The sequence below is a fragment of the Candidatus Nucleicultrix amoebiphila FS5 genome (genome assembly GCF_002117145.1).
Classification (GTDB): Bacteria; Pseudomonadota; Alphaproteobacteria; order Caedimonadales; family Nucleicultricaceae; genus Nucleicultrix; species Nucleicultrix amoebiphila.
Genome location: NZ_CP008743.1, coordinates 29533 through 52564, shown reverse-complemented (window position 1 = coordinate 52564; position 23032 = coordinate 29533). Strand labels below are relative to the sequence as shown.

Annotated in this window: 16 protein-coding genes; 9 read left to right on the top strand and 7 right to left on the bottom strand. The window is 39.9% G+C overall.

Annotation, left to right across the window (positions count from 1 at the left end):
* The first annotated feature begins 228 nt into the window (after nt 1-228).
* The 3 genes from GQ61_RS00250 to GQ61_RS00240 all read left to right on the top strand — a co-directional run bounded on the left by GQ61_RS00250 (nt 229) and on the right by GQ61_RS00240 (nt 1434).
* Nucleotides 229-873, top strand: coding sequence for an IS66 family transposase (locus GQ61_RS00250; RefSeq protein ID WP_085783386.1), 645 nt, complete (start codon nt 229-231; stop codon nt 871-873).
* Nucleotides 798-998, top strand: a complete 201-nt coding sequence (locus GQ61_RS09345; protein ID WP_408606978.1) for an IS66 family transposase — start codon at nt 798-800, stop codon at nt 996-998. Before GQ61_RS00250 ends, GQ61_RS09345 begins: the two co-directional genes overlap by 76 nt.
* 127 nt (nt 999-1125) lie before the next feature.
* A complete protein-coding gene (locus GQ61_RS00240) occupies nt 1126-1434 on the top strand; it encodes an IS66 family transposase (RefSeq protein WP_085783384.1) in 309 nt (102 codons plus the stop codon).
* Between the two features lie 60 nt (nt 1435-1494).
* Here GQ61_RS00240 and GQ61_RS00235 read toward each other — a convergent pair whose 3' ends face one another.
* A complete protein-coding gene (locus GQ61_RS00235) occupies nt 1495-1971 on the bottom strand; it encodes a hypothetical protein (RefSeq protein ID WP_085783383.1) in 477 nt (158 codons plus the stop codon).
* Between the two features lie 501 nt (nt 1972-2472).
* Between GQ61_RS00235 and GQ61_RS00230 the strand changes: the two genes are divergently transcribed.
* The gene (locus tag GQ61_RS00230; RefSeq protein ID WP_085783382.1) at nt 2473-3123 is read left to right on the top strand and encodes a JAB domain-containing protein; all 651 of its coding nucleotides are present in this window, start codon (nt 2473-2475) and stop codon (nt 3121-3123) included.
* Between the two features lie 60 nt (nt 3124-3183).
* Here GQ61_RS00230 and GQ61_RS00225 read toward each other — a convergent pair whose 3' ends face one another.
* Nucleotides 3184-3750, bottom strand: coding sequence for a GNAT family N-acetyltransferase (locus tag GQ61_RS00225; RefSeq protein WP_085783381.1), 567 nt, complete (start codon nt 3748-3750; stop codon nt 3184-3186).
* 398 nt (nt 3751-4148) lie between these two features.
* Between GQ61_RS00225 and GQ61_RS00220 the strand changes: the two genes are divergently transcribed.
* Complete coding sequence (locus GQ61_RS00220; RefSeq protein WP_085783380.1) at nt 4149-5489, top strand: sensor domain-containing diguanylate cyclase; 1341 nt, start codon at nt 4149-4151, stop codon at nt 5487-5489.
* A 422-nt stretch (nt 5490-5911) separates the two neighbouring features.
* Nucleotides 5912-7618 carry a tetratricopeptide repeat protein gene (locus GQ61_RS00215; protein WP_085783379.1) on the top strand — a complete coding sequence of 569 codons (1707 nt, stop codon included), beginning with the start codon at nt 5912-5914 and terminating at the stop codon, nt 7616-7618.
* Nucleotides 7619-7906: 288 nt separating this feature from the next.
* On the opposite strand, the gene GQ61_RS00210 is transcribed toward GQ61_RS00215, so the two are convergent.
* The 5 genes from GQ61_RS00210 to GQ61_RS00190 form a co-directional block, all read right to left on the bottom strand.
* A complete protein-coding gene (locus GQ61_RS00210; protein WP_085783378.1) occupies nt 7907-10543 on the bottom strand; it encodes a cation-translocating P-type ATPase in 2637 nt (878 codons plus the stop codon).
* The gene (locus tag GQ61_RS00205; protein ID WP_085783377.1) at nt 10540-13662 is read right to left on the bottom strand and encodes an efflux RND transporter permease subunit; all 3123 of its coding nucleotides are present in this window, start codon (nt 13660-13662) and stop codon (nt 10540-10542) included. Before GQ61_RS00205 ends, GQ61_RS00210 begins: the two co-directional genes overlap by 4 nt.
* 8 nt (nt 13663-13670) lie before the next feature.
* On the bottom strand, nt 13671-14825 hold the full coding sequence (locus GQ61_RS00200) for an efflux RND transporter periplasmic adaptor subunit (RefSeq protein WP_085783376.1): 1155 nt from the start codon (nt 14823-14825) through the stop codon (nt 13671-13673).
* On the bottom strand, nt 14825-16219 hold the full coding sequence (locus GQ61_RS00195; protein ID WP_198157342.1) for a TolC family protein: 1395 nt from the start codon (nt 16217-16219) through the stop codon (nt 14825-14827). The genes GQ61_RS00200 and GQ61_RS00195 overlap by 1 nt, the downstream gene beginning before the upstream one ends.
* Before the next feature lie 190 nt (nt 16220-16409).
* On the bottom strand, nt 16410-18071 hold the full coding sequence (locus GQ61_RS00190; RefSeq protein WP_085783374.1) for a DUF3141 domain-containing protein: 1662 nt from the start codon (nt 18069-18071) through the stop codon (nt 16410-16412).
* Nucleotides 18072-18307: 236 nt separating this feature from the next.
* Between GQ61_RS00190 and GQ61_RS00185 the strand changes: the two genes are divergently transcribed.
* From GQ61_RS00185 to GQ61_RS00175, 3 genes are read left to right on the top strand one after another with little or no spacing between them, the layout of a single operon-like run.
* Entirely contained in the window at nt 18308-18775 is a 468-nt protein-coding gene (locus GQ61_RS00185) for a hypothetical protein (RefSeq protein ID WP_085783373.1), read from the top strand.
* Nucleotides 18768-19925 carry an efflux RND transporter periplasmic adaptor subunit gene (locus GQ61_RS00180; protein ID WP_198157341.1) on the top strand — a complete coding sequence of 386 codons (1158 nt, stop codon included), beginning with the start codon at nt 18768-18770 and terminating at the stop codon, nt 19923-19925. The genes GQ61_RS00185 and GQ61_RS00180 overlap by 8 nt, the downstream gene beginning before the upstream one ends.
* The gene (locus tag GQ61_RS00175; RefSeq protein WP_085783371.1) at nt 19925-23023 is read left to right on the top strand and encodes an efflux RND transporter permease subunit; all 3099 of its coding nucleotides are present in this window, start codon (nt 19925-19927) and stop codon (nt 23021-23023) included. The genes GQ61_RS00180 and GQ61_RS00175 overlap by 1 nt, the downstream gene beginning before the upstream one ends.
* Nucleotides 23024-23032: the final 9 nt, after the last annotated feature.

Sequence of the window (23032 nt, the reverse complement as noted above, 5' to 3'; positions counted from 1 at the left end):
TGTAACTGCCCAGGTAGTTCCAATGAGATAAGCTCTTTAAATACTTTCTAAAATTTGTCATAAATACAAAATGACAAATGAAGAATGGCAGAAACGCGTAGAGATATTAGGATCCCTACTTGCTGCTAAGGACAAAGAAATCGAATTTTTAAAAGCACGCATTGCCGAGCTTGAGAAGCGGTTAGGGTTAGATAGCAGTACCAGCTCCAAACACCCTCAAGTGATGGGTTGCGCAAGAAGCCATACACACAGAGCTTGCGAATCAAAGGCAAGAATCCCAGTGGTGGCCAAAAGGGTCATAAGGGACACAGCCTAAATCAAGTTGAACAACCAGATGAGGTTGTAAACCATAAAGTGCGAATTTGCCCTGAGTGTAAAAGGTATCTAGACGAAACTACTGTGGACGGGACAATCAAGCGCCAGATTTTTGATATCCCACCAATGGGCATTAGAGTTACTGAACATCAGGCCGAAGTTAAAGTTTGTGATCATTGCCAAAAGCGAGTTGTGGGAGAATTTCCTGAAGGTGTTTCAGCCCCGGCACAATACGGTGAGGGGATCAAAGCCATGGCTGTGTACTTGAACCATCAGCAACTAATTCCTGAAGCTCGCGTTCAAGAAGTTTTCTCCGATCTCTTTGGATTGTCGATCAGCACAGCAACGATTGTAAAGATGGGGGAAATGTTTGCAGCCAAGGTGATACCTTATATTGAAGTCGTTAAAGACTATCTGAAGAAAGCACCGGTGAAGCATATGGATGAAACAGGATTTCGTATTGGTGGGGCACTACCCGCTGGTTGCATGTTTTGTGTAATGATAAGGCCACGGTTTATCGGGCTGCTCAGCATCGGGGCGATATTGAAGAAGGGTTAAAAGGAGTAGTTTGTCACGACTACTTTCGACCCTATTTTAGGCTCAAAAAGGCCAAACACAGCCTATGCAATGCACATATTTTGCGAAAGTTGAAAGCGCTGATTGAGCATGACCGAGAACCATAGGCACGGCAGATGAGTCGATTACTTTACTTTGTGGGACAAATTGCCAAAGATGATGTGAAGATAAGACGTCTCAAATGGCGTGTTATCCCCCTTTATGACGTGATTGTAGACAAGGGGTTATGCTATCATGACAGCCCTGCCTCCTTTACCTCAGAAAAGCAAAGATAATTCAAAGCGAAGAGATGGGCATAATCTTTTGCTGCGGCTTAAAGCACATAAGCAAGATGTGTTACGCTGCCTTGATCTCAGGGTTCCTGGAGTTGCCTTTACGAACAATCAGGCCGAGCAAGACATTCGTATGATGAAAGTGAAACAAAAGATTAGCGGCGGATTTCGAACGATGGGAGGAGCTGAAACCTTTGCGACGATCCGTTTTTTCTATCAACTATGCGTAAGCAAGGGAATAAACCGTTTGAGGTTATCACAGCTGCTTTAAATACGCAGATAAATCACATCGCACTTAACTCATTAACCTTTGTTGAGGAGTTACGCCATTCTATTTCTTAATGGTAATATCATTTACTGTCCCCTCATCCCCTGGTAGGTTGTATCTTTTGGATTCATCTCCAGATGAGACATATTCAAACCTGCATTTATAAAAGGCAGCTTTTGCCTCTTTTAAGGATTTTTCCAAGGTTTGCAACTCATTCGAGAGTGTAAAGGTATCAGCGGCCACCTTTCCCATCAAGCTATCAAACTTATCTGTCGTACTTTTTAAATCGGCAATAGTTGCATCAAATTCCTTTTTAGCATCGGAAGACATTTTAGTTTTATCGACCTTAGCTGCAGTATTCGTAAAAGCATGCGCGGCAGAAAGATTTGAAATTTGGTTTAATGTTTCTTTCTGTTTTATAAGTTGCTCTAACACAAAAACTCTGGCTTCAAGCTTACCAATGTTACATGTTGGAGTAGCAGCCACGTACTTAGCACTGAGCAAACAAATACTAGCAACAAGCAAACCATTTCTAACCATCTCAATCCTCCTTATTTATTCATTCACTTTATTATGTATGTTATTTATTAATTTATAGTAAATGACAAATAGAATTAACTAGGTGAAAGCCTTGCTTTTGTATCGTTTCTAAAAATGAATAAAACGTCTTGATGTTTCTGCCATCTTGCTTTGTCGTAATTCACCCATGACAAATCATACGAATTTATTAAAAAGGAAATTTTATTTCTCTCTTACCTGAGTAGTTACGTTTTCCTCTGATAGATCAATCCTTAATTTTTGTTTTCTGTTCAGTATTCTAACTTTCTATCTATATTGCATCAAAAACTTATCCCTTTTAAATTTACGCTTCTTATAAGATGGGATTATGCGTTCGAGTAAACGTTAACAACATTCTTCAACACGCTGGTTTGAAATTCCTTTCGTTTCCTAAAATAACTCTTTCCTTGAAAAACATGAGTTTATTATATATATTCTAAAAAAAATATAAATAATTGCTATTATTGCATAGGTGGGGGAGCAATGGATAATAAACAATTTAATACAACACCAGGATGGGTAGAGCTTTCACTTCTGCTGTCATTTGTCACAAAAAATGGACTGCATAATGAAATTGCAGAAGAGTTACTAGAAAAGTTTGGGAGTCTCTTAGCTGTCTTTAATACGCCTGCCAACAAATTAAAATCTGTCACAGGAGTAACAATAGAAGATGTCAAACTTATTAAATCTGTTAATTGCATCGCCCGCTCTCTCCTCAAAGAAAACATCAAGAAAAAATCTGTTCTTAATTCCTGCAAAGATTTGAAAAAATACTGTCGAGCAATGCTAAGAAATAATTATAAAGAAGAATTCAGGTTACTGTCATTCAGTGACAATGGTCATTTCATAGACGATGAAATCATTGCCATAGGAACAACAAATAAAGTTGTTCCCTACTTACGGGATATTGCCTTAAGAGCCTTACAACACAGTGCCTCTAAAATAGTTATTGTTCATAGTCACCCATCAGATAATACAAAACCCTCTTCTCAAGACATCGCTTTTACGAATCATATTCGTATTCTACTGCTCGATTTTAAAATCGATTTGTATGATCACATTATTGTTTCACTTCACAACACCTTCTCATTTAGAGAGAATAAGTTGATCAATGATATTATGAGAGTTATTTGAGAGTGCTTTCAAAGCAACGCGATCTGTTTTAACCCCCTGCTAAAACAACTGACAAATATTCTACGATCTTGGTTTTAACTTCTTAACCATGAGAAATGCTGCTTCACCTGTAAAATCCCAGTATTTTTTCGCGCTTTTAAAATCACCTACACAAACAAAGCCTGCCTTTTCATAAACATGCTCTGCTCTTGGATTATTCACATCAGGATCTATAAAAAACGTATCTGCTTTTGGATCTATCTTTGCTTGAAAAAAGTCAGTAAACGCTTCTAAAGTAGGCGCTGCTAAACCTTGACCTAAAAATTTTTTATTTCCAATACCAAAGTCCAAACTATACGTTGTCCCTGATTGAGAAATATTCTCCCGCCATATTTGAGGATACGCTTCCCTTGGTTTTACTGCTGCAGTGAGAATGAAACAAAAGGGCTGTTCGTTCAAGGAACCGATCCAATAAGTAAAAATCCCATCAAAATAAGGAGATGGCTGAACTCTACTCTTAATAAAGTTAATAATATCGTCTTTATGTTCCTGGCTATTATCCCAGAATTCTTGCATATGCTGTTCTTCGAGCCATTCAAAAATAATAGCCTCATGATCAGAATTTATTTTTTCAAATTTAATTTTCATACTTTCTTGCGATTCCTAAAGAGGACAGTCAAGAGTAGGAAGAATGTTTTCCTCTTGAAACTCCTTAAGATAAAAACATCATCCTTTGCATAGATTTTTTCAACTCTTTTTATCTAAGGCTTATGTGCAAAGACAATTTCTTGATTTTGTCTGACGTTTCGCGGATTATCATAGTGATCCTTAAATTCAATATTAGTAAAACCAATTTCCTTTAACACATTTTCTGTTTTCGCTTTATCGTAACCGTATCTATCATCTATTCTTAATAACTGACTAAAAAGGGGGAATATTTTTAGAAATATTCTTTTGATAAAAAACTATGGGGGTTAGAGTTTTTAATCACTTGTTAAGATTTTCTTATTAATAAAGTTACTTGGTGTCTGTTAAGAAAGGTCATTATGATTTACTCAATTAACACCAGAGTATCACAACAAGAAAGATACCTGGTTTTATCGATAATCTGTCTGTTTGTATTGGTAAGTGCTTTTGCATCATTGATAAGTAAAATCCAAGGTCCTGTCATACCAGGATTTGTTGTTGTCTGCGGAATTTCTGTCTTTATTATTTCTCTTCAAACGGCGTTTTTACTCTATACACAATCTAATTTAGAACTTAACAAATCTGTCGCACTTCTTGCTTCTGGATATTTTTTAATTAGCTTTCTAGCTCTTTATCGCATCATATTCTTTCCAAATGCCATACTGCCTTCGTATCTCGTAAGTGAAGAGAGTCAAATCTCTTCATGGATGTGGACAATTTGGCATATTATTTTTCCAATTTATATCATCCTTTATTCTTTAAATTTTTCTTTTGGCCAAAAAATATCTTATAAAGCTTATCGTTGGTATTTCCGTTTAGTCCCGCTTATCAGTGTTGTAATAATTTTATCAGTAATTTTTGGTGAACATCTATTGCCTCATATTATAAATGGTAACAATTATTCACAGTCACTTTACCTTGATAAAATCATATTAATATTCAGTATAGGAGCATTGTTCTCATTAATTTTAAAAAAAGGAACATATCATCGCCAAGATCTTTGGCTATTGCTCGCTACTGTTACGCATAGTCTAGATGTTTTTTATGGAATCGTCGGCGAAGTAAGATACTCGATTGGGTGGTATTTGGGAACGATCAACGGTTTAATTTCCTCAACGATTATCTTAGGTGTTTTTATACATCGCATAAAAAAAATTGCGCAAACGATGAAAGAAGAAAATTATCGTCTTAGAGATATGACGGAGACAGATGTTCTTACAGGCATTGCCAACCGAAGAAAATTCAATTTAATTTTTAAAACATTATGGACCTTAGCCTTACAACAAGAGAAATCCATTTGTCTCATTATGATCGATATAGATCATTTTAAGTTATACAATGACACCCTCGGTCATCTTGAAGGTGACAAATGTTTAATGAGCGTCGCTCAAACCCTAAAAACCATTACCAAACGTCAAATTGATCTTACGGCGCGTATCGGAGGAGAAGAATTTGTTATTCTCTTATTCGGCGCCAACGAAAAAGAAGGATTAAAATATTCTGAGGAAGCAAGAAAAGCGATAGAAAATCTTAAAATGCCTACACCTTCTACACTACATCCCTATGTAACAGTGAGTGTAGGATGGGGTGTTATTACGCCAGATACCACAATTAATCCTGATTGGTTTATAGACAAAGTTGATAAAGCTCTTTACCAAGCCAAACATAAAGGAAGGAATACAATTGTAGGCGTTGACTAAGCTCTCAAAAAAGCAAAAAGTGATTAAGACCTTTTGCAGCTATAAAGTTAATGCATATAAAGATATAAAGGCTTCATACAATTCTAAGAATTATTCATTCTAACGTATTTAGCTAAAACTTGATCCATTTGTCTTTCCAATGTCAAAAGCATCATAGCTTTTTTGAAAATCTTACTTTTATTGAAGATATTTGAATGATTGGTTGTGGGGGGGGGAGTTCACAGGTATATTGCAAATTCTCAAAAAGAACAGATGAGTAATTTGCCACAGAGTGACCTAATACGACAGTAATATTGTAACAATTCATTGCGAAGCATCATAGAGAGATCTCTACAACAGTGATGAATTATTTGACAACTTGTCTTTAAATATTATATATGCATATACATTAATAATATTTAAGTATCACAAGGTATCTCTCAATGACCGTTGTCTCAAAACTTCTTCTGACTGTTTCTTTTTTATCATTCACTCTGTCTTCTCCTCTCTTAGCCACGCAAGGAACAGAAGATCTCCCTAAGTCTAAAAAAAGAAAACGTGAAGATGACCTATCTACGCCTTTCACAGAACCTCAAAATAAAAAACTGACCTTAGAACAAAAGCCTACCCTTGCGACCCTCAGAGAAACAATCAAAACTGCAAAAGGAAAAGCCCTTGAAGAGGCGCAAGAACAATTGATCGATCTCTTATTTGACTCTGGGAACCCTTCCATAAAGCCTAAAGATTATGCAACTCTCTTTCTTCATATGGAGAAGCGCAACCCAAAAGCACTCTATTTGGGAATTCTTTCTTATCTTAATATTCCTCAGCTAACGCCAGAAGAAATCAATGATTTAAAGGGGTATTTAGAGAAAGAGAGAGAGAATAAATCAAAAGAAGCTCTCCGTAATTTCTACCTTGGAAGGCTTTACCATAAGGGTATTAGGCCTGATCAGTTAGAGCCCAACGCTGAACTTGCTATCACGTTGAATACAAAAGCTTGGGATAAAGGTCATGTACACGCTGCAGTAGAACTTGGTGATCTTTACAGGTATGGGATTCTTGGTCAGTTAAAGCCCAACGCTGAACTTGCCATCGCGTGGTATACAAAAGCCTGGGATAACGGCGTTGTACGTGCTGCAGACGTTTTTGGAGCTCTTTATCAGAAGGGTATTCCTGGTCAGTTAGAACCTAACGCTGAACTTGCCATCACATGGTTGACAAAAGGTTGGGACAAAGGTGATGCACGAGCTGCAATCCGTCTTGGAGATCTTTATCAGGATGGTATTCCTGGTCAATTAGCACCCAACCATGAACTCTCTCTAAAATATTTTCTTTTGTCCCGCCGGCTAAGCATTTTGGGTGGTTTCCTCTCCTGGCGTTTTTCTCATTATCTGGACATTCCGACTTCTATCTCTGAAATCACCAAGGACGACTCCTTAGAAATTGAACAGGATATCAACACACTCAAAGATCATCTCCAACAGGCAAGAAGGATCATAGATCCAGAAATTATGATGAATGATCCACACTCAACTGCTTCATATTTCAAAGATAGTCTACCGATTCCAGAGCTTCTTGCCCACTATAGAGCTATAGGTGCTTATCAAACGAAAGTTTTGACCCTGTTGCCGGCTCTTGAAAATCCAGGGTTTCTCGTGACTTGGCCTAAGATTAGAATAGTAGATGATCAAGAAGCCATTCCCAATACGGATACTGAAGGGACTTTTCTCAGAAGGTTCACAGTGAATGGTCAGAAGTATCTGACTTTTGGGGAAGAGAATGTGCCCTTATCTCTTGAGCTCGTAGCTCTTCTCAAAGGAGAAGATGAAAGCCTCGTCCAGGCTCAAAAAGCCATAGGGCTTCTGCGTCCCATGATTCAAACACTTCGTGATCAAAGCCTTACTGCTTTGATAAAAGAACAACAAATGAAAAGGTTTTTTGCTAAAGAAGAAGACAAAAATGAGCGTGCCATTCATACAAAGCTTATAGAACATAATAGCAATCTTTTGACAGCGTTAGAGAGTGTTGAAGAACTCCAAGAAAATCTAAAAATCGTTTTTGAGCAAACAACGCCTTTAAGGAATAAAAGATTCATTCATTATTACAAATTCCCTGTTGTAGAAGAAAATGAAAAACTAAAATCATAAGATGAAAAGTGAGTGAAAAATTACGCCGTGTAGTTTGGCGCCGTTTTCACTCACGCTTTGGTAAGAGTTTTGCAAAGATACCTAAACTTAATATTATTTCTTTTTACTAATTTTATTCCTTACCCATTTTATGCGATTCATCGTTCCCATAACACAGTTTCTACCCTTGCAGAAATGCAGAGCTCAAGCATTTTATCTTTTGTATAGTGTTGGAAGGAATGCATCACAAGAGAAAGGATTGAGTCGCTTTTCCTGCAATATCAATCCCTCTAAATTCTTCAGAGACGGCTACTGACTTCTCTTTCTTGATTGTACATACCATTTTTTAAGTTCAATGAGGGTCACCGGAATTAATGTCAGAACCAGAAGTATTAAACAATGTCCCCAATCTATCCTTTGCACTTTGAACAAGGCACGGAACAGATCAAAGTGATGGAGAAAAATCTGAAATGCTACGGGAATGGCGACTGCTAGCAAATGGTAAAGGTTAGAAGTGAGTCCCATTTGAAAGGCCGTTTGTTGATCACTTCTGCAAGCAAAAGATCTAAAAAGTTCTGCAAAAACAAGAAACGAAAAAACATATGTCTTGGCCAGGGTCTCGCCTGCAGTTTTTAGCATGTACGCATAAAGAGCAAGCGCCATAACCGTTGTAATTATGCTCACAAAAGCCAGCTCTAGATAAAACCTCCGATCAAAAAACGTTTTTGGTGAGGGCCTTTTTGTCGTTTTTAAAACATCTTTTGCTACAGGTTCCATGGCAAGTGCTAGAGAAGGAAGACCGTCTGTCACTAGATTGATCCATAAAAGATGAATCGCTGCCAAAGGCGTTGGCCAACCCATTAAAGCTGCGCCAAGCATGATTAGTATTTCGGCAATATTTCCAGACAAAAGATATTGAATAGTGCGGCGAATATTACCATAGATGGCCCTCCCTTCTCCAACAGCAGAAACAATTGTTGCAAAATTATCATCCGTTAAAATCATAGAGGAGGCCTGACGGGCAACTTCAGTTCCTCCCTTCCCCATCGCAACACCAATCGATGCTTGTTTAAGAGCAGGAGCGTCATTAACCCCATCTCCCGTCATGGCAACGATATTCCCCTTATTGATCCAAGCCTGGACAATCTTCAGCTTATGCTCTGGAGATACTCTGGCATAAACTGCTATTTTCTCAACCTGTCCCTCGAGATCCTTGGGCGACATTTTTTCCAGTTCAAGGCCTGTCATAACTTGATCAAAAATTCCATCTTCGACAATACCAAGTTCTTGAGCAATGGCTTTGGCAGTTACAGGATGATCCCCAGTGATCATAACAGCCTTTATTCCTGCAGCCTTACAGTCTTGGATAGCAATAATACTCTCTTGCCTTGGTGGATCCGCAATAGAGACAAGCCCTAAAAATGTGAGATTATTTTCAACCAAGACAGAATCTTTGTAACGCGCTACGTTGAATTCTTGCAAAGGGTCAGGCAGAGTTCTTGTGGCGACAGACAAAAGCCGTCTGCCTTGAGAAGAAAGGGTTTCTATAGCCTCTAAGATCATCACCTTTTCTTTTTCAGTCAACTGACAAAGAGGTAAGAGTGCCTCTGGCGCTCCCTTACAGTGGATGATCACTTCAGAACCAGCCTGAACTGCAACACTCATCCTCTTTCTATTACTGTCAAAACTCCATTCTGCCAGTCTTGGATAAGCAGAATTAAGATATTGATGTTCCAAGTTATTACTCTTCGCCAGATAAAGAAGCGCCACTTCTGTTGGATCTCCTGTTGCAAATCCATCACTCGTGATAGACGCATTGGAACACAGGACGGAACTTTCGATAAGTTTTCTTAACGCGTCATCATTTCTCTGGGCATCTTCTTCCTTTAAAATCCCACTTGAAAGTGTAAACACTTCCCGTACACGCATTTTACCTGTTGTCAGAGTTCCCGTCTTATCTGTGCAAATAACATTGGTAGAACCAAGGGTTTCGACCGCGGACAAACGTCTAACAAGAGCATTTCGTTTTGCCATCCGTTGCACACCTAACACAAGCGTAAGTGTCACCACTGTGGGGAGTCCTTCAGGAATGGCAGCAACAGCAAGGCTAACTGCCGTCATCAGGACATCTAACCATTCCTCACCATGAACCATGCCGAGAATGGCAACCAAAAAGACAACTAATAAACAAAAAAGGAGAAGCCTGTTACTGACCTGCTCTAAGCGCCCTTGAAGAGGAGTTTTAGCGATATCTGTCGATTCTAGAATGCCAGCAATCCGACCGATTTCAGTGTTCATGCCAATCGCAGTAACCACTGCCCGCGCTGTGCCCGTCGCTACGGCCGTGCCAGCAAAGAGCATACATTTTCTTTCTCCTAGAGGCGCCGATGTTTCTACTGGCACTGTGTCTTTATTAACGGGGAGAGATTCGCCCGTCAGAATAGCTTCATCTGCTGAAAGCTGGCTAGCCTGAATCACTCTGCAATCTGCTGAAACATAATCGCCCGCCTCAAAAACTAAAATTTCACCAAGACAAACATCCGCCGCTGGTATTTCCTGGATACTGCCTCCTCTGATAACGCGCGCATGGGGAGCGGAGAGCTTTTTCAGAGCCTCTAGGGCATTATCAGCCTTCGCTTCTTGAATATAGCCAACGATCGCATTGATAATCACTATTGTAAAAATAGCGATAGCATCCACAATATCTCCAACGAGAACAGAAATAGCTGTCGCAATTAAAAGTGTAAGAACTACGGGGCTCTTCAGTTGAAGCAAAAACCTTGCTAGTTGTGTGATTTTTTCTTCTTCTTTAAGGAGATTGCGGCCGTATATTCTTAAGCGTTCCTCTACTTGATGTGAAGAAAAGCCGTTCGTGGAGGATGTCTCAAGAATATCCAATACTTCTTGAGGTGATTGAGCCCATGGAGTCTTAATTTCCGAGTTCATCGTGGATTTCTCCTTCTTAACAAAATTCTCTCTTCATACATTTTATAGATAACAGGAATGACGATGAGCGTGAGTATTAAAAGAGAGATGAGCCCCCCAAACATTGGAGATGAAAGACGTTTCATAACATCAGCACCAATACCTGTGGCAATCATCACAGGCACAAGCCCAAAAATATTCATACTCACAGCCATCATAACTGGCCGCAGGCTTTTTTGTGCACCTTGTATTGTGGCATCTGTAAACTCATTAGGTGTCTTTAATTTCCCCTCTATGGATCTACTCTTCCAAGCCTCATTCAGAAAAATAACCATGATGGAAGTCGTCTCAACGGCCACTCCAATTAAGGCTATAGCCCCCGCCCATACAGCGACGCTCGTGTTATAGTTTAAACTCCACATCAGCAAGATTCCACCAACGAGAGACAATGGGACCGATGCCATGATCATGATCACTTTGGAAACAGATTTCATACTTATATATAAGAAACCAAAGATCAGTAACAAGGTTAATGGTAATATAACTTTCATGCGATTTTGCATGCGTTCCAAATACTCATACTGCCCCGTCCACGAAATGAAATAACCTGGAGGCAATTTAACATTCTTTCTAACTGCTTCTTTTGCATCATTTACGTACCCGCCAGGGTCTCTGTCTTTTAAGTCAATGTAGACATACCCTGCAAGAGAACCGTTTTCATCCAACACCATCGGAGGTCCCATATGAACGGTAAATTTCCCAAGCTCACCCAGTGGCACTTGAGCTCCCGTGCTTGTGGCCACAAGAATACGACTGAGTTTATCAATGCTGTCCCTCAACTCTCTTGGGTAACGGACATTGATAGAATAGCGTTCTCTCCCCTCAATTGTTTGAGAGATTTCCATTCCTCCCACAGAAGTCTCAACAACCATAAGGGCATCCCCCACATTAAGACCATAACGTTGAAGCTTCTTCCTATCCGGTTCAAAATCCAAATAAGATCCACCGACAATGCGTTCAGCATAAACACTCCGTGTGCCTATCACATCCTTGAGAGTTCTCTCCAATTGTTGGCCAATCTCTTCTATAACTTTCAGATCTTTACCAAATATTTTGACGCCCACCTGAGTCCTGATGCCAGTTGATAACATATCGATACGCCCCCGCACCGGTTTAGTCCAAGCACGATTTAATCCCGGTACTTCAACGGCTTTATCAAGCGCTTTAATAAGGGAGTCTTCATCCAAGCCTTTGCGCCATTGATCGCGTGGTTTTAAGTGTATCGAATATTCAAACATAGAAATCGGTGCAGGATCTGTAGCTGTCTCAAACCGTCCAGCCTTACCAAAAACAGTTTCCACTTCTGGTATTGCCTTAATTGCAGCTCCTTGCCTTGTTAAAAGATCAGAGGCCGCATTTATAGAAATCCCTGGAACGGTAATCGGCATGTAAAGAAGGTCCCCTTCCCATAGAGGCGGCATAAATTCCGATCCTAAACGCAGAAATGCAGTGAGAGAAAGTGCAACCAGTATACCCGTCCCACTCAATACAATAGCCGTATGCTTTAAACACCATTGTAAAATGGGTTTATAGAGTCCTTGAAGATAGCGATTTACAGGGTTTTCAAGTTCACCACGAATGCGACCTTTAACAAAATATGCAATCAGCGGCGGCGTAACCGTGATAGTTACTAGTGCAGCTGCAATCATAGCGAAAGTCTTTGTATAGGCGAGTGGATGAAATAGTTTACCTTCTTGAGCCTGTAAAGCAAAAATAGGCAAAAAAGATACCCCAATAATCAACAGGGCGCTAAATATGGAAGGACCCAATTCTCTGCATGCTTCAATTGCCAGTTCCTGGGTGGGTCTTTTATTATGACTCTCTGCGATTTTCTTATGGGTATTCTCAATAAAAACGACAACCCCATCCACAATATCTCCAACGGCGAGAATAATCCCCCCTAACGACATAATGTTAAGGCTAATATCGAGATAATACATGGGAATCATCGATATTAGAACGGACAGAGGTAAAGTAATGGCAACGACAACAATGCTGCGCAGGTGGAAAAGAAAGATAAGTATGACAAGACAGACAAGGAGAATTTCTTCTATGAGCGTATCTCTGAGCGTGTTTACTGCTTCCTTTATCAGAGGAGATCTATCGTAAAGTATTTTTAGTTCAAGACCAGGGGGAAAGGCTTCTTTTACTTCTTCAATCTTCTTCTTAACACTATCGATCACCCGCGCGATATCTTCTCCTTGCCGTAGCACCACAAGACCTACAACGGTATCACCCTGACCATTCACATCGGCAAGCCCCCTTCGAATATTGGGCCCAAGGCTCACTTTTCCAATATTAGCAATCTTTATAGGTGTGTTATTGGGCCCAACACCTATCGAGATATTTTCTATGTCTACAGGATCTTTCACATAACCCAATCCCCGAACATAATATTCGCGCTCAGATACCTCCAGAGTCCTACCCCCCACATCACTGTTGCTATTACGTATGGCGTTAATGACTTTTTCTATGGGAATGTTCAAAGCTGCAAGCCTGTTGGGATCGATTTCTACTTGATATTGTTTTTTAAAACCTCCAATACTAGTAACTTCAGCTACCCCCGAAACAGAAGATAACCAATATTTTAGATACCAGTCCTGAAATGTCTTGATTTCAGCAAGGTTATATTTTCCTGTAGGATCAACGAGAGCATATTGGAAGACCCATCCCACACCTGTCGCATCAGGACCAATAGAAGGAGTAACTCCCTGTGGCAGTTGTCCCGCAAGCTTTGACAAATATTCTATAACCCGCGATCTTGCCCAGTAAAGATCCGTGCCATCTTTGAAAATCACATAAACAAAGGACATCCCAAACATCGAAAATCCGCGAACGACGGATACTTTCGGTGCAGAGACCATCGCAGTGACTAGAGGATAGGTAATTTGTTTTTCAATAAGGTCGGGAGCTCTTCCCATCCATTCTGTAAAAATAATCACCTGGGTCTCAGAAAGATCAGGGATAGCGTCTACTCGGATATTTTTCAGGCAATAACCGCCCCATAATGATAAAAGAACAGTGATGATAATTGTAATGCTGGCATTTCTTCCACACCATGTAATGACTTTTTCAATCATCTATTTTCTCACTTAGCATTATGTCCTGCATGTCCTGAACTCACACCACTGTTTTTCTGAAGAGCTGCCCGAAACTTGCTGTCAGCATCAATAAGAAAATGAGCACTTGTAATGACTTCCTCTCCTTCCATAAGGCCAGAAAGAATGATCACTTTTTTACCGATACGCGACCCCACCGTAATTTCTCGTGGATCAAAGCTGGAAGGTCCAGTTTTAACAAAAACAATCTTTCTTGCACCTGTGTCGATGACTGCATCTTCAGGAATAATGAGAGATGCGCCCATGTCTTTCTTAAGTTCAACGTCAACAAACATGCTTGGCTTTAATTTTTGGTTCACTGAATCAATCTCAATACGGGCCTTTGCAGTTCTTGTTTCAGATTCTATTGCAGGGAAGATGTAATTTATTCTCCCTTTAAAAGTCGCTTCAGGATCATAGGGTAGACGGATTTCTACCTCATCGCCAACAGAGACTGCACTTACATCATATTCATAGAAAGTAACAACAACCCAAAGGTGTGAAAGATCGGCAATTTGATAAAGTTCCATTTCAGGAGTAATATAGGCTCCTCTAATGACTTTCTTATTCACAATAAACCCATCCGTAAGCGAAATGAAGGTGAGTGATTTTTTCACCTTTCCTGATGTTTTAAGTCGGTCAATTTCGAGACTCGGCACTCCCCAAAGCTGCAAACGGTCGAGTGCGGCCGTTGCTATTTCTTGGCCAGTTGAACCGCCCAGTTTCCGTGCTTCTATATATTCTTTTTGCGTTGTGATAAGGTCGGGACTGTAGAGATCAAAAAGGGGGTCTCCCTTTTGAATACGTTTTCCAACATAATCAGCATAAACCTTCTCGACCCAGCCATTAATTTTTGTATGAAAATTAAATTCCCTCGTCTGGTCAGTGGCGACTGTGCCTATGGTGCGAATCGTGCGCGCAACATTCTTTTTTTCTACTTTCGCTGTTTTTAAGCCAACTCTGGCTTGCTGATCAACGGGAACGGTCACAGAGATACGCCCGCCTATAGATTGAGATGAGTTTGAATCTTGCCTGGGAGTGTCTTCTTTCCCAGAATTCATATTATGTTGGGCATGGGCCTGTGCAAAAACAGTCACATTCAACATGAGAAAAGGCAGCACAAGCAAAGTCCACAATCTGCACATTACATCCCCCCTCCCATCCCGGTGCTACGGCTTCCGTTATCACCTGATGAGGTCTTTGATGGAATATTCATTCCCCGACCCATGTTGACAGTACTTGGGGGCATATTTCCCCCCTCCATGCCTCCACTACTCATCGCATTTGCTCCAAAAAGACTCGGTTTGGTAGGTGCTAATTTTAAAATAGGAGGAGACGAGAGCAGTTCTTTGAGTCTTGTCTTAGCCAGTTCCACATCAATCTGAGCAGCGAGGTATTCAAGCTCTTGAGTGCGTTTCACCTTAAGCACATCAAGGTATTGCACCAACGATATTCGCTTAGCGATATAATCATTCTTAGCACTTTGAACCGCTAAGGTTGTTGAAGGAAGAACTTCAGTTTTATAGAGCGTCACAACATTCTTGGCTGTATTAAACTGTTTTCTGGCATCTATGTCTTCGGTGTTCAGTCGATTTTTCATTTTTCTTTCTTCCAAAATAGAAGCTCGCTTATCTATCGTTGCCGCAGCTTCTAGAGGAGCTTGCTTTTCCATAAAATAAAGAGGAATATTGATTCCCACCATCACTCCCCAGTTTGACTTCTTCTCCACCATGTTGGAGCTTGGCTGCATCGCCATTCCCTGAACAACAAAGTCAGGAAAATAAGCTAACTCCGCCAAGCTTTGCTCTTTTTCCGCTCTCCGCACACTGTGTTCAAGCGCTTTAAGTTCTGGCTGATCCTTTAAATCTGAAACCTCTAGTTCTTTTAATTCATTATTAGAAAATTGGACACTCAGAGCGTCAACAGGTGTCGTAGCTGGCAAGTTTCTAAGCTCATTTAATAAGGCATGAAGAATTTTTTGCTCTCTGAGCAGACGTAATCTTTCAATATCAAGAATGGAGGTTTCCACTTTAGCGAGCAGTACATCATGATGACTGGCATCACCAGTTTGGTAATGACTTTTTATGCTTTCCACTGAAGTTTGAATGAGTGTCTTTAGTTGATCATTTAGTTCAAGGGCTTTAGTGTTGTAATATGTCTTATAGAAAACTTGGGTAGCGAGAACAGTCACTTCTCTATTTACTGTTTCAGCGTTGCTATGAGCACTAAGCGCCCTATTTTCAGCAATGGCTACCTTTGCTGAGCGCTTGCCTGGAAAGGGGATAGACTGACTGATTTGATAACGTCTCACATAGGTGCTTCCCGCACCGAACGGCACCTCATCAACACCCGCAGCAACAAATGGATCATCAAGTGCACCTGCAGGGTTAATGCGTTGTTTTAAGGCCTCGGCTCGTAGCTTCGACGATTGTAGGTCGGGATTTTCTGATTTCACTTGAGACAAAAAAATATCTAGCGTCAAAGGTTCAGCAAATAATATATCTGCTGAAATAAATGCATATCCTACCAGGAAAATCACACAAATAAATTTCCTGAGATTCACTATATGCACTCCCCTTCGTTTTTTTAAAGCCAAGTTCTTGAATCATTATGGGCTTTTTATATAGAGTTAATATATATTAAAGATTAAGATAAAGTAAACTATCGGGAGTTTTGATAAAAATTACCCAATAGATAAAAAATAGATAATTGTTCACTTATATTCTATATTATGGATTATTTCTCGGAAAATAAACAAGCTTGAAAAAAGATTCCAACATACTATCACGCATGACCTGAAAATCCTTTAAGATGTCAGTCATTTGTTCACTTACTTCATTTTCTAATTGTTTAAATGAGTTAGCTTCTGAAGCAGAGAATCTAAAGTCTTTTGTTTGCTTAGCACCATAAGCAATCGTTCCCATAAAAGGATTGACCTTCTCAGAAAATATTTTACGGCTAAGACGCATAGGGTGCATTGTTTTCATCAATTGAGAGGGTAAGAAAGCATTGCTTATTTCAACCCACGGACGCACAAACTTTCGATAGAAATGATCATTCACCTCGGAAATATCCCGAACAGCTCTGAACGCATCCATAGGTTCACTTTCACAAAGGTCAGTCACGTCTTTCTCAAGGAATTCGACTTTGTATTCATTTTTGAAAGGATCTTTGTCTGTGGAAGAGTTTAGAATTTTCATCTCATAGAGCCCTGGTTTTAACTCATTTAGTTTTGCAATATGCTCAAAAATAGCATGATGTTCAAAATGTACGACTTTAGCAGAAACAAAAATACCCAAATGTCCTACATGAGGATTAATGAGATAAATAATCTTTTGTCCAGCGTCTTTCAAAGACTTAGTGTCAGGATAGACAGTGCGGATCCAGTGTAAAGCTTGACGAGGCGGCGTGATATTATCGCCATGGGACGCAAAAATAAGAATAGGATTTTTTATATCTTTTAAATTCACTGTACAGTTTTCACACAGAGAAAACTCACCACGTTCCAGCTGATCACCGATAAAAAGATTTTCAACAATCGAGGTAATTTCTTCTTCGCTAAAACTATAAAACCCATTCCACCAACGCTCAAATTCTAAAAATCGTTCTTGCTCTTGATCAAGATTTTGAAACAGGTCGGAATATTTTTTCCAAAAAGAATTTGCAAGGTTGAGATTCTCGAAGTTTTGCACTAACCACGCACCATCAAATTTACCATGATTTACATCGCTCAGAAAACGAGTCAACCACACTCCTCCAACAATACCTGCAAAAATTTGCAAGGGGTTTGCTTCTTTACCACTGGCCCAATATGAAAGAGGAGAGCCATTCATTATAATGGGGCCCATGAGTCCTGGGCTATGCGCAGACAATAAAGCAATCAACCAACCAGCTTGGCAATTCCCATAAAGAATAGGGGGCTTATTATGCCAGCCTTTTACCTTTTCAACAAATCGACGACAGGCAAAAAGAACGTGTGCGATAGTTTGATGGGGAACAGGATCTGGATAAAATATTGCAAAATAGACTGGGTGGCCTTTGCTAAGAGCGATTCCAACTTCTGAGTCGCGTTTAAATCCACCGATGCCTGGCCCATGACCTGCACGGGGATCAAAAATAATAACAGGAGGTTTTTGCGGATTAAGGCAATCTTCTAAACATTTATCATCCACTTCAATAATTTTAAGTAAAGCGTAATTTGAAGGAATTTCAAAATCTCTCCCATCGAGCACTTTTTCAAACTTAAACTTTAAAAGATGAGGCAAGTTTTTTTGCTCATGCTCAAGCATATTGTTGGCGCGTTGACGCAGCGTATCTAGGAACAGAATCAGACGCTGTCCAAAATCAATCTGATATTCTAGAAATTCTTTAGATAAGGATACTAAGTTCATTTTCTATTGGTTGCTTTTTGTAAAATTAAACAATATTCCCTGAAAAGCACGCCGAGCGCGGCGAAAAATATTTTTGTTTAAAGAGTAACTCAAATAATTTGAAGAGGCAAGCACTCTGATTTCTTTGTAATTTTTTTAAGGTGATTTGCAGAATTTATGAGTTTAGAGAATAACCTTGATTTTCATATATTAATGCACGATAATTTTTGAATAAAAAAAATTGGGATGGCTTTAAAATGACTATAAATTCTTTTAAAATCTTTTTGTTTTCTTTAGGGGTAACCTTAACGATCCCCCTCCCCCTTTATGCCCATGGTGGAGAAGACCATGCCCCAAAAGGCTCTCCTGAGCAATCCACATCTCCTATAGATGCAAGCAGAATTACTCTTAAAGGGAGAATTGTCGAGGGTGTTCTTATTGTTTGTAACAAAGAGCTTATTTTTTATCTCGCAGATAGCGCCACAAATCAAGCAGTTGCTAATGCCAAAATCGACGCTGAATTTAAAGGAGATACGGTTGTTAAAACAGAAGGAAAATCAGCAAAAGAAAAAGGTTCGTATAAGATTCCTGTAAACTTTAAAGATGGTACAAAGGTGCATATTGAATTAAAAGTAGCTGCTTCCGACTTCTCCGAAAAACTCTCAATCGATGTGCCCCAATGGCCAAAAGCATCCAGACGTTGCCAGAGAGATGCTCATGAATAAGGTTAATCCACTGTTCATTGGCATAAGTTTAACTCTTATTCTCAATACGTATGTCTTTGGCCATGGAGATGAAGCTCATGAGGATGCTAAACCGCTTCCTCAAATAGCATCGACGTCTTCAGAAACTTTGCCAAGTGATCTTTCTCTTCTCCAAAGAGCCTTTATCCCAAAGGAGGATCAGTTCAAAAACCATCTTACAACTTTTCTTACATCTGAGACAGAGCGCCCTCGCTATGAGATTCTGCCTGCCAAAGTGATCGCAAGTCCCAATGGTTATGCGCAAATACATGTGGCACAGGCATCTCGTGTTGTGGCGGATCCAGCTTATCCTATGCCCAATACAGGAGATAAAGTTGAAGCGAATCAAGTCATTGCAGTGGTAGAACCCCTCGTTACTTCTTTAGATATCACCGATAAAAGAACCGAGCTTTATAAAATTGAAGGAGAAATTGCTGAATTAGAGCGAGAAGTAAAACGCCTCATTACCTTAGGGGATTTTTCTCCCCGCGTGAAATTAGAAGATGCCAAAACCAATTTAGAAAGAGCCAAAAAACAAAAACAACAAATTTTAAAAACAGGACTGGGGCGAGAATTGATTAAAACCCCCATTACAGGCATTGTAAGTGATGCTCATATTCTACCAGGCCAAGTTATTCCAGTCGGTCAGTATCTTGCTGAGATTGTAAATCCTTCTTCCCTTAGAATTGAAGCTTACACCTATGATTATGCGCTCGCGGGCCAAATTAAAGAAGCCTCTTTGCGGTCTCCTGAGGACCTCAGTCAGTTACTAACATTATCTCTCATAGGACTTAGTCCTCGCGTTGGAGATAACGATCAGGCACGCCATATCTTATTTAGTTTAAATGAATCCTCTCCGTCCCTAATGATTGGTATGTTTGTGGATGTGATTGCTTCTCTTCCTTCCTTAAACAAAAAGATTACGGTTCCTAAAAAAGCACTCTTCAAAACGGGGCAAAACTATAGTGTTTTTACTTTGGAAGAACCCGAACTTGTTATTGCACGCCCTGTGCAGGTTGGTGTCTTTTTTGAGGATAGGGTCGAAATCTTAGAAGGTCTTAAAGTTGGGGAGCGTGTAATAGAAGACATTATGAGCCTTGCGAAAACTTTAAAGAAAGAGGATAGCCTTTAATGTTTGCAAAGCTTGTTGAGTTTTCTCTTAAAAACAAGGGCCTGACTCTCTTTTTCTACGCGGCTGTGATCCTCTACGGGTCTCTGATTATTTCCAAGATGCCTATTGATGTGTTTCCGGATTTAAATCGTCCGACAGTAACTCTTTTAACAGAAGCGCCAGGCTTGGCTCCAGAAGAAGTTGAAAAACAAGTAACCTTTCCCATTGAAACGGCCATGAATGGCTTGCCAGGAGTGACGAGGGTGCGCTCCACATCAGGGATTAGCCTTTCAATTGTGTACGTTGAATTTGATTGGGGAACAGATATTTACAGAAATCGTCAAGTCGTCAATGAAAGACTCAATACAACCTTATCTCAATTGCCTACCAATGTTGTTCCTGCGTTAGGCCCTATCACATCCATTATGGGAGAAATTCTTCTCATTGGGCTCAGCTCAGTTCGAGGAGAAACGTCACCAATGGATTTAAGAACCATGGCCAATTGGATCATGAGACCTCGGCTTTTGAGTATCCCAGGCGTTGCTCAAGTCATTCCGATTGGCGGAGAAGTGAAAGAATATCAAGTTCAGCCCTTAAGTCATAAGATGCTGGCTTATAATATCAGCTTAGAAGATCTGATAAAAAGCGTTGTAGGCTTTGCTCAAAATACAACGGGAGGATATCTAGAACAATTTAAAACTGAATCCCTCGTTCGGTTTTTAGGGTTGACAAATAAGTTAGAAGATTTAAGAAAAACACCGTTAAAATACCAAGGTGCTCATACCCTCACTCTGGATCTGGTCAGCAAGGTTGTATTTGCACCAACCGTTAAACGAGGAGATGCCAGTGTTGATGGGAGTCCTGCCGTGATTCTTTCAATCCAAAAACAACCGGGCGCTGATACAACTTCGCTTACAAAGGAAATCGAAAAAAGCTTGGAAGAGCTTCAAAAATCACTCCCATCGGATGTAAAAGCCAATCGCGTGCTTTTCAAGCAGGCAACCTTTATTGAAAATTCAATTCGCAACGTTGAAGAAGCCCTAAGAGATGGTGCTATTCTGGTGTTGATCATTCTCTTTGCTTTTTTGATGAACATCAGTACCACTTTTATAAGCCTGACTGCTATCCCCCTTTCTATTTTAATGACGGCGATTATTTTTCATTGGTTTGGGTTGACCATCAACACCATGACACTTGGAGGCTTGGCCATTGCTATTGGTGAACTTGTTGATGATGCGGTTGTTGGCGTTGAAAATATCTTTAGACGTTTGCGGCAAAACAAACAAAACAAAAAACCTCAAGAGATACTCACAGTTATTAAAGATGCGACCATAGAAGTGAGAAGCTCTATTTTATACGCCACCATTACCGTTATTTTAGTTTTTTTACCTCTTTTTGCCTTGAGTGGTATTGAGGGACGACTTTTTTCTCCTCTAGGAGTGGCTTATATACTCTCTATTTTAGCGTCTATGGTAGTTTCAATTTCCTTGACGCCTGTTCTTTCTTATTATCTTCTTCCCAGACTAAAATTAATGGCGCATGGTGATAGCTGGCTTGTAAAGCATCTTAAAGAGCTCGATACAAAAATTCTGCAATGGTCTTTTGCCCATCCAAAAGTTCCTATATTAGCAACCGTTCTATTAACTCTTCTATCAGCCTCTTCTGTACCTTTCCTAGGAAAATCCTTTCTCCCTCCTTTTAATGAAGGAACGGTGACTATCAATTTGAGGCTTCCTCCAGGATCCTCTTTGTATGAATCAAACAGAGTAGGTACGATTGCAGAAAAACTTATTCTTGAAGTTCCTGAAGTTACTTCTGTGGGCAGACGAAGCGGTCGCGCAGAACTGGATGAACATGCAGAAGGTGTTTATTCTTCTGAAATTGATGTGGATTTAAAATCCTCTAAGCGATCTCGAGAGGTTATTTTGAGTGACATCAGAGGGCGTCTTGCCACCATTCCTGAGGCCATCATCAATATCGGTCAGCCAATCTCTCACCGCCTTGATCATCTTCTCTCCGGTGTGAGGGCAGAACTTGCTGTAAAAGTTTTTGGCGAAGATCTGAAGAAACTAAGAGAAATAGCCGATCAAATTGAATCCTTGATGGGCATCGTGAAGGGAATTACCGATCTTCAAATTGAACAAATTACATCGATTCCTCAGATTCAAATTATCCCTAAAAGGAAAGAATCACTTAAATATGGAATCAACATTAACCAACTTGGTGAGACCATAGAAACACTTCTTTCAGGAAAGATTGTTACCCAGATATTAGAAGGATCAAGACGTTATAACCTTACGGTGCGTCTTCCTGAAAAAGAAAGAGCCAATTTAAATGATATAGGGAATATTCTTATTGATTCTCCTTCTGGTAAGATCCCTTTAAAGTTTGTGACTGATATAAGAGAAAGCTTTGGACCTAACCAGATAAACCGTGATAATACGCAAAGGCGTATTGTGGTATTTGCCAATACGAAGGAACGTGCTTTAGGCGATGTGGCAGAAGATGTACAAAAACAAATATCTTCGATCAAGCTTCCCGAAGGTTATTTTATAAAATTTGAAGGACAATTTGAAAGCCAGAAATCAGCAACCAAACTAATTATTCTTTTATCTCTTCTCTCGCTTGCAGGCATTTTTATTCTCTTAAATAGCCATTTTAAATCACCAGCATTGACCCTTGTTATTATGGCGAATGTACCCATGGCTTTGATAGGAAGTGTTTTTGCAATCTGGCTGACCAATCAAACCCTTTCTGTTGCAAGCCTTGTTGGTTTTATTACTTTAACAGGAATTGCTACTCGTAATGGTATTTTAAAGATTGCTCATTATCTTCACCTTATGAAGTTTGAAGGTGAAAAGTTTGATCTCAAGATGATTACACGAGGTTCTCTCGAACGGTTAACACCTGTTTTGATGACAGCGCTTGTTGCTGCCTTTGCTCTGATCCCTCTTCTTATTGGAGCTGATCAGCCAGGAAAAGAGATTTTGCATCCCGTTGCTGCCGTTATCTTTGGTGGTCTTATTTCCTCAACACTACTTGATACCATTGTTACCCCCGTCATCTTCTGGCTAGTGGGGCAAAGACTTATAAAAACTAAAAAATTAATAATCGAATAAGGAGGAATA

Bases quoted from the DNA above. Each gene is read 5' to 3' on its own strand.
- GQ61_RS00240 (WP_085783384.1), top strand. From the start codon at position 1,126: ATGACAGCCCTGCCTCCTTTACCTCAGAAAAGCAAAGATAATTCAAAG.
- GQ61_RS00235 (WP_085783383.1), bottom strand. From the start codon at position 1,971: ATGGTTAGAAATGGTTTGCTTGTTGCTAGTATTTGTTTGCTCAGTGCT.
- GQ61_RS00230 (WP_085783382.1), top strand. From the start codon at position 2,473: ATGGATAATAAACAATTTAATACAACACCAGGATGGGTAGAGCTTTCA.
- GQ61_RS00225 (WP_085783381.1), bottom strand. From the start codon at position 3,750: ATGAAAATTAAATTTGAAAAAATAAATTCTGATCATGAGGCTATTATT.
- GQ61_RS00220 (WP_085783380.1), top strand. From the start codon at position 4,149: ATGATTTACTCAATTAACACCAGAGTATCACAACAAGAAAGATACCTG.
- GQ61_RS00215 (WP_085783379.1), top strand. From the start codon at position 5,912: ATGACCGTTGTCTCAAAACTTCTTCTGACTGTTTCTTTTTTATCATTC.
- GQ61_RS00210 (WP_085783378.1), bottom strand. From the start codon at position 10,543: ATGAACTCGGAAATTAAGACTCCATGGGCTCAATCACCTCAAGAAGTA.
- GQ61_RS00205 (WP_085783377.1), bottom strand. From the start codon at position 13,662: ATGATTGAAAAAGTCATTACATGGTGTGGAAGAAATGCCAGCATTACA.
- GQ61_RS00200 (WP_085783376.1), bottom strand. From the start codon at position 14,825: ATGTGCAGATTGTGGACTTTGCTTGTGCTGCCTTTTCTCATGTTGAAT.
- GQ61_RS00190 (WP_085783374.1), bottom strand. From the start codon at position 18,071: ATGAACTTAGTATCCTTATCTAAAGAATTTCTAGAATATCAGATTGAT.
- GQ61_RS00185 (WP_085783373.1), top strand. From the start codon at position 18,308: ATGACTATAAATTCTTTTAAAATCTTTTTGTTTTCTTTAGGGGTAACC.
- GQ61_RS00180 (WP_198157341.1), top strand. From the start codon at position 18,768: ATGAATAAGGTTAATCCACTGTTCATTGGCATAAGTTTAACTCTTATT.
- GQ61_RS00175 (WP_085783371.1), top strand. From the start codon at position 19,925: ATGTTTGCAAAGCTTGTTGAGTTTTCTCTTAAAAACAAGGGCCTGACT.